This window comes from Bacteroides caccae (assembly GCF_002222615.2).
GTDB classification, from domain to species: domain Bacteria; phylum Bacteroidota; class Bacteroidia; order Bacteroidales; family Bacteroidaceae; genus Bacteroides; species Bacteroides caccae.
In genome coordinates this window covers 1,742,272-1,756,861 of record NZ_CP022412.2, presented here as the reverse complement: position 1 = coordinate 1,756,861, position 14,590 = coordinate 1,742,272, and the positions used below count along the sequence as shown (strand labels likewise).

8 protein-coding genes are annotated in these 14,590 nt (G+C 45.4%); 3 read left to right on the top strand and 5 right to left on the bottom strand.

Features of this window, described 5'->3' with window-relative positions:
- Positions 1-33 precede the first annotated feature (33 nt).
- From nuoL to CGC64_RS06940, 3 genes are read left to right on the top strand one after another with little or no spacing between them, the layout of a single operon-like run.
- Positions 34-1,950 carry an NADH-quinone oxidoreductase subunit L gene (nuoL, locus tag CGC64_RS06950; RefSeq protein ID WP_005677198.1) on the top strand — a complete coding sequence of 639 codons (1,917 nt, stop codon included), beginning with the start codon at positions 34-36 and terminating at the stop codon, positions 1,948-1,950.
- 13 nt (positions 1,951-1,963) lie between these two features.
- Entirely contained in the window at positions 1,964-3,448 is a 1,485-nt protein-coding gene (locus tag CGC64_RS06945) for a complex I subunit 4 family protein (RefSeq protein WP_005679892.1), read from the top strand.
- Positions 3,449-3,491: 43 nt separating this feature from the next.
- On the top strand, positions 3,492-4,931 hold the full coding sequence (locus tag CGC64_RS06940; protein ID WP_005677196.1) for an NADH-quinone oxidoreductase subunit N: 1,440 nt from the start codon (positions 3,492-3,494) through the stop codon (positions 4,929-4,931).
- A gap of 86 nt (positions 4,932-5,017) precedes the next feature.
- Here CGC64_RS06940 and CGC64_RS06935 read toward each other — a convergent pair whose 3' ends face one another.
- The 5 genes from CGC64_RS06935 to CGC64_RS06915 all read right to left on the bottom strand — a co-directional run bounded on the left by CGC64_RS06935 (position 5,018) and on the right by CGC64_RS06915 (position 14,565).
- Complete coding sequence (locus CGC64_RS06935; RefSeq protein WP_005677195.1) at positions 5,018-7,810, bottom strand: sensor histidine kinase; 2,793 nt, start codon at positions 7,808-7,810, stop codon at positions 5,018-5,020.
- Positions 7,811-7,995: 185 nt separating this feature from the next.
- Positions 7,996-9,207 carry a hypothetical protein gene (locus CGC64_RS06930; RefSeq protein WP_005677194.1) on the bottom strand — a complete coding sequence of 404 codons (1,212 nt, stop codon included), beginning with the start codon at positions 9,205-9,207 and terminating at the stop codon, positions 7,996-7,998.
- A 94-nt stretch (positions 9,208-9,301) separates the two neighbouring features.
- The gene (locus tag CGC64_RS06925) at positions 9,302-12,016 is read right to left on the bottom strand and encodes a TonB-dependent receptor (protein WP_005677193.1); all 2,715 of its coding nucleotides are present in this window, start codon (positions 12,014-12,016) and stop codon (positions 9,302-9,304) included.
- Between the two features lie 282 nt (positions 12,017-12,298).
- Entirely contained in the window at positions 12,299-13,195 is an 897-nt protein-coding gene (locus tag CGC64_RS06920; protein WP_005677192.1) for an AraC family transcriptional regulator, read from the bottom strand.
- A gap of 38 nt (positions 13,196-13,233) precedes the next feature.
- Positions 13,234-14,565, bottom strand: coding sequence for a mechanosensitive ion channel family protein (locus tag CGC64_RS06915; protein WP_005677190.1), 1,332 nt, complete (start codon positions 14,563-14,565; stop codon positions 13,234-13,236).
- Between the last annotated feature and the right edge of the window lie 25 nt (positions 14,566-14,590).

Sequence of the window (14,590 nt, the reverse complement as noted above, 5' to 3'; positions counted from 1 at the left end):
GTAACAATAAAACAAGTAATTAAATAAAACTGTATGGAACTAACAATTCTAATACTCCTTCTTCCTTTCCTCTCCTTTCTCCTATTGGGAATCGGAGGTAAATGGATGTCTCATCGGACAGCGGGTACAATCGGTACGCTGGTACTGGGAGCAGTAGCAGTGCTATCATACGTTACGGCTTTCCAATATTTCTCCGCTCCGCGACTGGAAGACGGAACTTTTGCCACACTGATACCTTACAACTTCACGTGGCTTCCTTTTACAGAAACTTTACACTTCGACCTGGGTATCCTACTCGATCCCATATCCGTAATGATGTTGATTGTCATATCTACCGTATCACTAATGGTACATATCTACTCCTTCGGTTACATGAAAGGCGAAGTCGGTTTCCAACGTTATTACGCTTTCCTGTCCCTGTTTACAATGTCAATGCTGGGATTGGTCGTTGCAACAAATATCTTCCAGATGTATCTCTTTTGGGAGCTGGTAGGTGTAAGTTCATACTTATTAATCGGATTCTACTACACCAAACCGGCTGCAATCTCTGCTTCCAAAAAAGCATTTATTGTCACTCGTTTTGCTGACTTAGGTTTCCTGATCGGTATCCTGATTTACGGATATTATGGCGGGACGTTCGGTTTCACTCCGGATACGGTATCATTGATTAGCGGTGGTGCTTCTATGCTTCCGTTAGCTCTCGGACTGATGTTTGTGGGTGGTGCCGGCAAGAGTGCAATGTTCCCATTACATATCTGGTTGCCGGATGCAATGGAAGGTCCGACTCCTGTCAGCGCTTTGATTCATGCGGCTACAATGGTGGTTGCCGGTGTTTATCTGGTAGCCCGTATGTTCCCGCTTTTCATTGCTTACGCACCGGATACCTTGCATATGGTAGCCTGGGTTGGTGCATTTACTGCTTTCTATGCAGCAAGCGTAGCTTGTGTACAATCGGATATCAAACGTGTGCTCGCTTTCTCTACTATCTCGCAGATTGGTTTTATGATGGTAGCTTTGGGGGTTTGTACTTCCATGAACCCGCACGAAGGCGGATTGGGATACATGGCATCCATGTTCCACCTTTTCACACACGCTATGTTTAAAGCGTTGTTATTCCTCGGTGCAGGTAGCATTATCCATGCGGTACACTCCAACGAAATGTCGGCAATGGGAGGATTACGTAAATATATGCCTATCACACACTGGACATTCCTGATTGCTTGTCTTGCCATTGCAGGTATTCCCCCGTTCTCCGGTTTCTTCTCAAAAGATGAGATTTTGGCCGCTTGCTTCCAATACAGTTCTGTTATGGGTTGGGTGATGACAGTAATTGCTGCAATGACTGCTTTCTATATGTTCCGTCTCTACTATGGTATCTTCTGGGGGAGCGAACCATCCCGGGCAAGTTCCCATTCGGATAAGAATTTGGAAGCGGCACCTTGCCACCCGCATGAAAGTCCGTTAGCTATGACATTCCCTCTGATGTTCCTGGCTGCGGTAACTTGTGGAGCCGGATTTATTCCTTTCGGACATTTCATCAGTTCAAATGGAGAATCCTATTCTATTCATCTCGATCCGTCGGTAGCTATCACAAGTGTCGTTATTGCTATCATTTCTATTGCAATCGCTACATGGATGTATAAGAATGCCAAACAGCCTGTTGCCGATTCTCTGGCAAAACAGTTCAAAGGTCTGCACAAAGCTGCCTACAATCGTTTCTATATTGATGATATATACCAGTTCATTACACATAAGATTATCTTCCGTTGCATCTCTACTCCTATTGCATGGTGGGACCGTCATGTAGTGGACGGATTCTTTAACTTCCTGGCATGGGCTACCAATACCACTAGTGACGAAATTCGTGGTTTGCAGAGCGGTCAGGTACAGCAATATGCGTATGTGTTCCTTTGTGGTGCACTGGCACTTATCCTACTATTAATCTTATAAAGCACAGAACGATATGAATTTCTTATCAATATTCGTACTCATCCCCTTACTAATGCTGGCCGGTCTTTGGGCAGCCCAAGGAATCAAAGCCATCCGAGGGGTTATGGTTACCGGCGCATCTGCACTTTTGATTGCCTCCGTCGTACTGACCTTTATGTACTTGGGAGAACGTAGTGCCGGCAACACGGCAGAAATGTTATTTCGCGCAGATACCCTATGGTATGCTCCGCTTCACATCTCCTACTCGGTAGGTGTCGATGGGATCTCAGTAGCCATGCTGTTACTGTCTGCTATTATCGTATTCACCGGGACATTCGCCTCATGGCGTCTGCAACCTTTAACCAAAGAATATTTCCTTTGGTTCACCCTGCTCTCTATGGGAGTGTTCGGATTCTTTATATCCATCGACTTGTTCACCATGTTCATGTTCTACGAAATCGCACTGATTCCGATGTACTTGCTGATTGGTGTATGGGGTTCGGGACGCAAAGAATACGCAGCCATGAAACTGACACTCATGCTCATGGGTGGTTCCGCCTTCCTGCTGATCGGTATTCTCGGAATCTATTTCGGCTCGGGAGCAACGACGATGAACCTTCTCGAAATCGCACAGTTACATAATATACCTTTCGCACAGCAATGCATCTGGTTCCCACTGACATTCCTCGGTTTTGGTGTACTGGGTGCCCTTTTCCCGTTCCACACATGGAGTCCGGACGGTCACGCTTCCGCGCCGACGGCGGTATCCATGCTCCATGCCGGTGTATTGATGAAACTCGGGGGTTACGGATGTTTCCGTATCGCCATGTACCTCATGCCGGAGGCAGCCAACGAACTTTCATGGATATTCCTGATATTAACCGGTATCTCTGTTGTTTACGGAGCATTCTCCGCTTGCGTACAAACGGATTTGAAATACATCAACGCCTATTCTTCCGTATCCCACTGCGGATTGGTTCTCTTTGCTATCCTGATGCTGAATCAGACAGCCGCAACGGGAGCTATCCTCCAGATGCTTTCCCACGGATTAATGACAGCCTTGTTCTTCGCCCTTATCGGTATGATTTACGGACGTACACACACACGTGACGTTCGCGAGCTTGCCGGTTTGATGAAGATTATGCCGTTCCTGAGCGTATGTTATGTGATTGCCGGTCTTGCCAATCTCGGTCTGCCGGGCTTGAGTGGTTTCATTGCCGAAATGACAATCTTCGTCGGTTCATTCCAGAACAACGATGTATTCCACCGTACATTGACTATCATTGCCTGCTCCTCGATTGTGATTACAGCAGTCTATATCCTGCGTCTGGTAGGTAAGATTCTATACGGTACCTGTACCAACAAACATCACCTCACACTGACTGATGCGACGTGGGACGAGCGTGTAGCCGTTATCTGCCTCATCGCCTGTGTAGCGGGATTGGGTATGGCTCCTTTCTGGATAAGCCACATGATTGGTGAAAGTGTATTGCCGGTTGTCTCACAACTAATCCCATAAGCCGGAATCTGTAATTAATAACTAGTAATTTGTAATTAACAATATGGATTATTCACAATTTCTACATATGCGAGAAGAGCTGTCGCTCGTAGTTGTCCTGCTACTACTGTTTTTGGCCGACCTCTTCATGAGCCCGGACGCACACAAAAATGATGGGAAAGCACGACTGAACACAATGCTACCTGTCATTCTGTTGGCGGTCCATACAGCTATCAACCTGATTCCGGGAACTGCCGCCGACGTATTCGGTGGTATGTATCACTATGTCCCCATGCATACGGTTGTCAAGTCAATCCTGAATATAGGTACGTTGATTGTCTTTCTGATGGCACACGAATGGATGAAACGTGAAGACACCGCCTTTAAACAAGGAGAATTCTATGTATTGACACTCTCCACCTTGTTTGGTATGTATCTCATGATTTCCGCCGGACATTTCCTGATGTTCTTTATCGGACTGGAAACAGCTTCTATTCCTATGGCTGCCCTGATTGCTTTCGACAAATACCGCCACAATTCTTCCGAAGCCGGTGCCAAGTATATCCTTACGGCACTTTTCTCCAGTGCGTTGCTGTTGTTCGGCCTGTCAATGATTTACGGTTCTGCCGGAACATTGTACTTCGATGATCTTCCCGCACACATCGACGGAAATCCCCTGCAAATCATGGCATTCGTATTCTTCTTTACGGGTATGGCGTTCAAACTGTCCCTCGTTCCGTTCCACCTCTGGACAGCAGACGTTTACGAAGGCGCTCCAAGCACGGTTACAGCTTATCTGAGTGTTATTTCAAAAGGCTCGGCAGCATTCGTGTTATTGGCTATCCTGATTAAAGTATTCGCCCCGATGATCGATGATTGGCAGGAGGTACTTTATTGGGTAACTATCGCTTCTATCACGATTGCCAACATATTCGCTATCCGCCAGCAGAATCTGAAACGCCTCATGGCATTCTCCAGTATCTCACAAGCCGGATATATCATGTTGGGCGTCATCGGAGGCACAGCACAGGGAATGACAGCATTGGTATATTACGTACTGGTATATGCAGTAGCCAACCTTGGTGTATTTGCCGTTATTACTATCGTAGCACTGCGCAGCCAGAAGTTTACACTCGAAGATTACGCAGGACTTTATAAGACGAATCCGAAGATAGCGCTCCTAATGACCCTGTCCTTGTTCTCATTGGCAGGTATCCCGCCATTTGCCGGATTCTTCTCGAAGTTCTTTATCTTCATGGCTGCCTTCGATGCAGGTTTCCACTTGCTGGTATTCATTGCACTGGTGAATACAGTTATCTCACTGTATTACTACCTGCTGATTGTGAAAGCAATGTATATCACTCCTTCCGATAATCCGATTCCTACTTTCCGCAGCGACCGTTGTACCAAATGGGGACTGGCGCTTTGTACGTTGGGTATTATCGGACTGGGTATAGCAAGCATCGTATATCAGTCTATTGATAAATTCTCGTTCGGAATATAATTGAAAAGAAAAAAGTTATCCCCGTCTCCAGTCTGCATTTATTGTGACAATAGAGACGGGGATAAAAATTATTAGAGGGTGTACACTCATTCCGCCACAATCACCCCCGGCAGTCTGAACCAGAACCGTGAGCCTTTGCCCAGTTCGGAATCAACGCCTATCCGCCCGCCAAGCTGTTCTATGATACTTTGGCAGATAGAAAGTCCCAATCCCGTGCCAGGCACAAAAGAGTTGAGCTTGACGAAACGTTCAAAGATATGCAACTGCTGTTCTTCATCAATTCCCACTCCTGTATCCTGTACATAGACTTCCAATTCTTCACCTTTTACCTGATAACCCACACGGATGCTTCCCTGTGAAGTAAACTTAATTGCATTGTTCACAAAATTTAAGATCACCTGATGCAGACGGTTGCGGTCGCTGATAATATGGCATTGCGGAAGATGCGAATCAAACAGCAGTTCTACCTCCTCATGCACTTTCATCTGCATACAACAAACAATATCCTCACATAGCAAATTCACGTCCACATCCCCACAAGAGAACTCAAATGTTCCAGCCTCAATCTTCGAGAGATCAAGTATATCCGTGATCAGTTGCAACAGCAGTTCATTATTGTTACGGACAATCTTGACATATTCCTTCCGTTCCTCGAGATTTTCTGCCTCAACCAACAAATCCGAGAAGCCGATAATAGCATTCAGCGGAGTACGGATTTCATGGCTCATATTGGCAAGGAAAGCACTTTTCAGACGGTCGGCCATTTCAGCCTTGTCACGCGCCAGAATCAGTTCCGCTTCCGTTTCCTTCAGTTCAGTAATATCATAGTTGATACCTATAATTTCTATTTCATTCTCATCGGGTCTGTAATTAGTCACCATAATATTAGAACGCACCCAGTTCCACTGGTCTGTGGTTCCCACGCGACGAATACGCATTTCTTTCTGAAAATGACGTCTGTTGCCCTTCTTCACTTCTTCATAGAAATCGAGAATATACTGACGGTCGTCCGGATGCACGTGGCGGTAGATACCAACAACTTCGTTCAACGGAGTATCTTCCTCCTCTCCCATATTCTTATACCATTGTTTTATGGCATATCCTTTCCGGGTTATAAGATTCAACTTTGCATATCCTACTTTAGCATAATCCGATATCATCAAGAAGAAATTCTCAAAGTCGCGAATACGGTTCATTGCGTCAATACGTTCGGTATTATCGATATTAATCAAAATATACCCGTTGAAATTTCCTTCATTATCATATAGTTTGCTAACTTTCGTATATAACTCTATCATAGACGAACGACTCGTTTCATAATAACCTTCGGCACGTTGAAAAGAATAGTTGAGACGAAAGTCCACCAAATCCTCATTTCGTACACGGTCACGTATTTGCTGGGGTACATTCGGATTCTCAAAAAAATTAATCCCCATCACTGCCGATTTATCCACAACTCCGAATATCTCCAAATTCATGTTGTTCATATCGACCAGATAGCCGTCCTTGTCGTATATTTCCACTCCCGCCGGAATATTAGCAAATATATTCTGGAATAGTTTTTCACTGCGGTCCATAGCCTGGTTAGCTTTCACTGCCTGGGTAGTGTCAAGAAACAGGGCCACCACTTCATCTTTCTCCGGTGAATAGACAATCCAATGGGTATAAACTCCTGTCTTGGGGAAATATTCATTTCCTTCCTTATAGGTATTATCCTGCATAACTCCAACTAGAAGATCAAGTTTTGACAGATAATCAGGATGTATCTCCGAAGCCAGACGACCCTTATATTCTTCAATCAAATTACCAAAAAACTTCACCACCAGATCATTGCCGTCCGTCACCTTATAATCGCAAGGCCGATTCTGTTCATCCCGAATGATCGATAAATGTATATATCCCATTGGCATAAAACGGAACAGATTATTCAGAAAGAGCTGTTCTCGGATTACTTTATCTTTAGCTTTACGCAGTTCAATACAGAGACCAATGATATTGGCTAATGAAGAAAACCACTGATAATCTTCATTACTCCATTCGTGATAGGACTTGACTAAATCAATACCCATATATCCCCAAATATGATCGTTTGCCATTAAAGGAGTCACCATCATCGACAAAATACCCTGCGCATCAAGGAAACGATATTCTTCTTCTGCCTCCTCGGGCAACTGGTTCAACGAGTCCAACAAGATAGGCGTACCGGAGAGAATCTGCCTAGTCCACCATTTTGCTTGGTCGATAGGCAGATACTGCTGGCTGTTTTTTCCCGAGGACACCCCTTCGGAAACCACTTCATATGTACAACTCTGATGAGTATGATTCTCGTCATATTCGAAGATATAAACACGTCCTTCTCCGTAATAGAGATTCAAAATATCATTCAATATCTCCGTGACACAGGATTCTATTTCTTCATCGCGAAGGAAACGAAGCAAAGACTGGGAGATAAAACTCTGACGGCGGAGCAGGCTGTTTACTCTTCTCAGAGCATCTCTTTGATCCGACTCTTTGGGAGTTTCTACGCGTTGGATAACTCCAAAAGATTTGTCACCGCCATTGATTCCCGTACCTTTCTCACGAAGAGCCAAACGGGTATGCAACCAGATTTCACCATATTTGGAGTAAATGGGAAAGGTTTGTTCATAAAAGTTCCGGTGAATATTCGCGTTTGCACGGAACTCTTGAATAACTTGCTCACGGTAGTCTTCACGTATCAATTCTTGGAAGTCCCGAAAAGAAATGGTATCTCCCTCTAATCCGAGGAGGTCGCATAGAAAATCCGAACACAAATAATGCCCTGCCGCAAAATCCGCTTCCCACCAACCAATTTGGGCTAGAGAAGACATTTTAATATACCGTTCGTAGTCTGTTTGCATATTTTATTTATCATAAGATAATGAGGAACAAATATACAAAAAGAAAAACAGACCAATTATATAATATACGAAATAATTGCTAATTACAGAGGAATTGGCAAAGAGAAGCAAAACAAAGGGAAAAGCTTGTCAATGCAAGCTCTCCCCCCTGTCTTTTTCGAATTAGAACTCTACACTCTGAAGAATCAGAGTGAAGAGAAATTATATCCCGTCCAAGTAAACAAAGAAGCCTCCGTACCTGTGTTGCCTGCCGGTTCGGCAAAGGTATTCAATGTACCGTTCAGTTTCTTTCCTGTCAGGTTCAGTGAGTTTGTAATGCTGACACTGGAATCTGCATTACCTGCACCCTTGCTATCGCTCATATCAATCAGGTCGATTGAACCGCCCGTACCCTTTACCAATGCGTTGACGATAGCAGCTTTCGCACCGCGACGAATCTTTATCACATCCTGCATACGGTCTACGTTGTCTGCCTTATCAGCTGCATTATTCACAATCGTCATGTTTTCCACGCGGAAATCAGACTGGCGCAGATGGGTAGGATACAAGCCGTCGAGATTACCGTCCGCTTCAATGCCGCGCGGATCTGCTTCCGTGCTGGTATAACCGTTTTCCCATACGCCATAGCAGTTTTTCAGCGTACCGCTATATCCTTGTGTGAAGTCGAACATATCATCATCCGGATTTACAGCCAGAAGATTGGTTACGTTCACCGTTCCGCCGAAGAACTCGATTGCGTCATCGGCACTTTCGAGCACATAGATGTTTTCTATCTTTGTACCGCTACCCACACCATTCAGTGTCAGACCGTTGTGTTCGATATCGGCAGTGGAACGGGCCCCGGCATAACAGATCTGCACGTAAGTCAATGAACCGGAGTTATCATCATCTACATTGCCTCCATATTTAAAACTGTTGTCGATTTCCGTCAAGCCCGTATCGCTCTTATCGGCGTTCTGACCGGAGATAGGAGCCTTACCATTGATAATGATACCACCCCAGTAGCCGGAAACGGGTGAAGTGGTGTTGGCAGTAAAGATGACCGGCTTGTCTGCCGTACCATCAGCGTAGAGTTTACCGCCCTGTGCTACCAAAAGATAGCTGCTGAAACCTTCACGAGCTTTAATCGTTGTTCCGGCAGGGATATTGAGGCGGCCACCGTCGGCTACGATTACCGTTCCGTTCAGGATATATTCTTTAGATTCCAGCGTCTGTTCGCCGGTCAGTGTTCCGGACAGGATGTTGTCGCCCACTACGATAGAGCTACCTGTGCCTTCTCCGTTTCCACCATTACCGTTTCCATTACCTTCTCCGTCACTGTCACTGCTACATGCAGCCAACGTAAGTGCAGTTGCCATAGCGGCACACGTCATAAAGTTCACAAACAATCTTTTCATTTTGCTTCAATAATTAGTTAATAATTCTATTCAGTAATCAGTTAATAATCAAGTTCTGCAATCAATTATCTTATTCTATTTCTATTGCCGGGACTTAGAATGTGCACGACACTCCCAGGCTGATGTTTATTCCTTTTTTATAATCGCCGAGCACTACCTTTTCGCCACTCTCATTGGCTTTGCGACTCAATTTATGGGAAGGATTCAGCAGGTTGCGAGCTTTCAGGTTGAGGGAGAGATATTTGTTCAACCGGACCTGCGAGACGAAGTCGAGTGTGACAAGTCCCCGTTCCATGATGTCCTGATATCCTTGCGTTCCAATCGTATAAATCTTATCGCTCACATAATTAAGAACCAGCGTATTGACAAAACTGCGTTCGTCTCGGGTGAAATGGTGAGAAAGGTCGAAGTTGGCAATCCACGGGGCAGCTCCTTCCAGTTGCGAACCGGTGGTGACGGTTGCCAAAGGCATCTTCGCATTGGTGTAAATGTAGGAACCGTTCAGTCCGAAGGAGAGTTTGTTCATGCCGTTCGCAGCACTGCTCAACGGACGGACAAACAGGTTTTTACGTATTTCCACCTCTACTCCGGCAACTGTTGCACGATCCGAAATATTCTCGTATGAGAGATATCCACCGGCACTGGCCACTTCAATGCGGGAGATCGGATCTTTGATATGTTTATAGAAAGCTGTCAGCGAAACGAGTTCCGTCGGGCTGGGATTGAAGTCCCATTTGAGGTCGAAGTTATAGTTGTCCGAGGGTTTCAGATTCGGATTTCCCTGACTGTTGAAATTCACGCCTACATAGCGGTAAGGAGATATTTCTTTGGCTTGCGGCAGCGTATAGGTCTTGCTTGCCCCCAAGCGGAGGAAATGTTTCTCATTCAGATTATATTTCAGATTGAGGCTGGGCAGGAAATAGTCTTTCCGGATGGTGTTGCTTCCTTCGGAACCGCCTCTATTCACATTATAATCTACATTGATATCTACATAATCATACTTCAACCCCAAGTTTACAATCCAACGCGGGGTAAACTGATAAGTAGCTTCGGCGTATGCCGAATGGATATTCTTGGTGACAGTATACTTGTCCACATTCTTCTGAATCTTGAACCAGCCGGAAGATAAGTTGTCCCGATTATAGTAATCATCAAGCGAGAAACCATCCAGCGAAGGGAAGTCGGAAGCATGTTCCACGGTCAGGTTGTATTCCGTAGCCTTGAAACTGTCGTCTACAAATCTGCCTGTATAGCCGAGGCGGATATTGGAGATTTCTTCCACATCGTCTTTCAAGCGGTAGACCAAGCCTGCTTTTACATTAATATCATCTTCGTCCAGTGCGGAGAAGTAGCGTTGTTGAGAGTTTCCACGAAGCAGGGTGTATCCGTTTTCCGCTTTCGTGATATTGTTGATGCGGCGGTCCGGCTCGTATCCTTTCACCATATTGTAGGAAGCACCGGCATCCAGACTTAATGATTTGGTCAGTCCCCAATTGGTCAACAACTGATTGACGATTAAAAGGTTATCATTAGATTGCTGACGGCGGGTCAATCCCAAGTTATCGTAATCATCGCTAAAGATAGAATTCTTGCCGGTGTAGTCGCCTACCGACTGCGTGCCGGCGTGTATCATCATCAAGTTATAGCTGACGTGGTGACGGTTGTTCATATCGTAGTCCACGTTGGCCAGTAGCAGTTGGCTGATATTCTCGGCATATTTTTTTCCCTGCATATCTTTATAGATTGTGCCGCTGGTAGTGGTATTGCGTATCACTTCGTCCGTATACTGATAATCTGTTGTATGTCCGGCGGTCAGGAAGAAAGAAAGCGGATTCTTGTCCTTACCTATATAGAAACGTTTTCCACCGGAAATGCTGTAACTCCGGTTTATCTGGAGATGTTTTTCGGTAGGGTCGAGTTTATTCTTAAATCCCCAAGTGTTTTCGTCGGCAGGTTCGGTGCGGTTGGCAAAACCCATAAAGTCCACCCCGTCCATTTTGAGGAAATCGGCTGTCAAGGTTTGCGTGTTCAGTCCGCCGGAAATGCCGATACCGAAGTTTCCGCCACCTATCAGTTCTTTGGAGACGATGTCGATCGTTGCGCCGCCGACATCACTGCTGCCACCTGCGTTGAAGGCTTTGTTGACACCTACGGACTGTATGACGTCCGTTCCGAAAAAGTCGAGAGAGATATTCTTATATTCAGGGTCTTCGGAAGGAAGGGAGAAGCCGTTGAAGGTGGTTGCATTATAGCGGTCGCCCAGTCCGCGGACAAAGACGTTCTTCACTCCGTCTTGTTTGGATACCCCTGATACTTTGGTTACGGCGCCTTCCGCATCGGAAACCCCTTTGCGCGAAAGTTCCTTCACCCCTACGGACTGCACTGCAATGACGGCTTTCTGCTGTTCGAGCAGCAGCATATTTTCATTCTCACGATTCTTCTTTGCTACGACTACCACATCGGCAAGTTCCTGTGCATCCGTTTCCAGTTCCAGATTCAGTATCACCAGTTTGCCGTTCTCCACACGGACCTTGCGACGAACCTCGGTCTTGTATCCTACATATTTTATTTCAATATCATACATACCTTCCAACACACCACCGGCATTTAACTCAAAATTACCGTCCATATCAGTGACGGCTCCGGCCTGAGTGCCTATCAGACGAATCGTTGCTCCGATTAAAGGCTCCTTGGAAAGTTTGTCTTTCACAGCTCCTTTCACCTTGATATTAGCAGCCAGCGAAGAAAGTACACACAGCATACAAAAAAAGGCTGCAACGGAAAATCTTAAAAGAAATAGTTTTTTCATCGAACTTTGCTCTACGTTTTAAATCCGTGGGCAAAGGTAGGGGGTGGGTGTTACAACGGTAATACGGAGAAGATACAATCGGTTGAAAGATAGGTTGCAAGATTATTACACGACAGACAAGCCCAGTGCCGGGATATGACACCGGCCTGTCACAACTGTGACATCGGCTTGGCACAACTGTGACACCACGATGGCACAACTGTGACAAGCCGGTGGCACAAGCCCCCACTCAGAACATCTCCAGAAAGCTTGCGAACAACTAATGGAAGAGATGTACGGACCTTAAACCAGCTTCTTCTTTTTCCGGTAGTTCTCACGAAATTCTTTAGGAGAGCAAGCCTTCTTCTTTTTGAAGATCCGGTTGAAGTTGGAAAGATTATTGAATCCGCACTCATAGCAGATTTCGGCTATTGACATGGTAGAATCCACCAACAGGCGGGAAGCAAAACCAAGACGTATATCAATGATATAGTCGGAGAGATTCTTACCAGTCCGCAGTTTGAAGAACCGACTGAAGGACACATCCGTCATTCCAACCATAGCTGCCAACTGCCCCAAGCGAATCTCCTCCTGATAATGGGCATTGATATACTCCTGCACCTTTTGCACACGGCGGCTGTCCGAATGAATATCTATCTTGGCAAAAGACGAACTGGACAATGTGCGGGCTTCTTCTTCAAAAAGGGAGAGTTCGTAGAGAATCGTCATAAACTTGATTACTGCATAGAATCCCTGTTTCTCAGAAGCAAGTGTATCGAGCAACGGATATATTTTAAGAATGGCGGACATCGGGAAACAAAGTCCTTTCTGCGCCTTATCCAACATCCGACGGATAGAGTCAAACTGGTTCTTATTGATAAAGCTCTTGAAGAAAAGATCGGAAGAAAACTGGATCGTTATCTCCCGTATCTCTTTCGAACGACATTCGTTCTGTTCCCAGACGTGCTCCAGGTCTTTACCTGTTATCAAGACCAAATCATAGTCGCCTATCACTTCGGAAGAATCTCCGACCACCCTTCTCACTCCCGCCGCCTTCTCGGTAAAGTTCAGTTCAAACTCGGAATGATTGTGGATAGGATAAGTAAATTCCGTCTTATAACGTTCTGCAATATAAAAACAGTCCTTGTCTGATAGAGGAGTGATTTCGCGGATTATCTGATTTGGTAACGGTGTAGTCATGACAATGGATAGTTAACAGTGTTTTATTGTTCTAATACTTATTTCTCTATTTTTACTCCTATCCGGCGCAGGTCGGCACCCGAAGGATTCTGGAATACTTGCAAGTCAAATTCGGGAATAATGGCAAGCACATGATCGAATACGTCTGCCTGTATGCCTTCATAGGCAACCCAGACTTTATTGGCCGAAAAGAAATAGAGTTCCAGAGGGATACCGGTTTCCGTCGGCTGGAGCTGGCGGACCATGCAAGTCAGTTCCTGATTAACGGTAGGAAGGCTTTTCAGATAATTAGTCAGGTAAGCGCGAAAAACGCCCAAATTTGTCTGACGACGCCCGTTTACGAGTACTGAATTGTCAATATTATGTTCTTTGTTATATTCTTCCACTACTTTCTCCGTCCGGTCTACGTAATCTTTCAACAACTGTATCTTTCGATACTTCGCCAACATCTCCGGAGTACAGAAACGCACGCTGCTCATGTCTATATTGATAGAGCGTTTCACGCGGCGCCCACCGGACTCCTGCATTCCCTGCCAGTTCTGGAAAGAGTCACTAACCAGCAGGTAAGGCGGAATAGTGGTTATGGTATTATCGAAGTTGCGCACTTTCACGGTGTTCAAGGTTACTTCTATCACCGTACCATCCGCACCGTACTTTGGCATGGTAATCCAATCGCCCACTTTCAGCATATTGTTGGCAGAAAGCTGAATACCGGACACAAATCCCATAATACTGTCTTTGAATACCAACATCAGGACGGCAGCAGAAGCTCCGAGTCCCGTCAACAACACCACCGGACTTTGATTAATCAGAATACTGATGATGATAATAGCCCCTATAAAGAAAAGGATGACTTGTGCCGTCTGCAAAAGTCCCTTCAAAGGCTTGTCCCTATATTGCTCTTTCCGGCTGTATACCTGATAAATGGCAGTAAACAACGAACTGACAAACCGCAGGAACACTGCAAGGATATAAATCATGCAAAGCCTGCGTAAGAAATCGAGCAACCCGGAATCAGCATGTTCGGGGAAAGCAATAGGAATGGCAATATAAATCAGAATCGGTGCCACCATTCTGCTAAGATGTACCATTACCTTATGATCGAATACGATATCATCCCACGTCGCCTTAGTTTGCTTCACCAGTTTTGCCACTACCCGCAAGATGATCCTGCGGCAGATTACGTTAGCCAGTAAAGCGATTCCGATAATAAACAGCAGCACTATCAGATTGTCAATCTTGTCAGCCCATTCTTCGTTCACTCCTGCCGATAGTAACGAGCGGTTGACTTCCTGCATCACTGCTCCTCCCAATTCTTCCACTTCCCCACTCGCTAATGCTACACTCACCGTATCAATTACTTCTTTCATAAATATTTTTTCTCTTTTGGTTTAG

What these genes read in the sequence shown, in the direction of transcription:
- nuoL (WP_005677198.1), top strand. Translation starts at nt 34, where the DNA reads ATGGAACTAACAATTCTAATACTCCTTCTTCCTTTCCTCTCCTTTCTC.
- CGC64_RS06945 (WP_005679892.1), top strand. Translation starts at nt 1,964, where the DNA reads ATGAATTTCTTATCAATATTCGTACTCATCCCCTTACTAATGCTGGCC.
- CGC64_RS06940 (WP_005677196.1), top strand. Translation starts at nt 3,492, where the DNA reads ATGGATTATTCACAATTTCTACATATGCGAGAAGAGCTGTCGCTCGTA.
- CGC64_RS06935 (WP_005677195.1), bottom strand. Translation starts at nt 7,810, where the DNA reads ATGCAAACAGACTACGAACGGTATATTAAAATGTCTTCTCTAGCCCAA.
- CGC64_RS06930 (WP_005677194.1), bottom strand. Translation starts at nt 9,207, where the DNA reads ATGAAAAGATTGTTTGTGAACTTTATGACGTGTGCCGCTATGGCAACT.
- CGC64_RS06925 (WP_005677193.1), bottom strand. Translation starts at nt 12,016, where the DNA reads ATGAAAAAACTATTTCTTTTAAGATTTTCCGTTGCAGCCTTTTTTTGT.
- CGC64_RS06920 (WP_005677192.1), bottom strand. Translation starts at nt 13,195, where the DNA reads ATGACTACACCGTTACCAAATCAGATAATCCGCGAAATCACTCCTCTA.
- CGC64_RS06915 (WP_005677190.1), bottom strand. Translation starts at nt 14,565, where the DNA reads ATGAAAGAAGTAATTGATACGGTGAGTGTAGCATTAGCGAGTGGGGAA.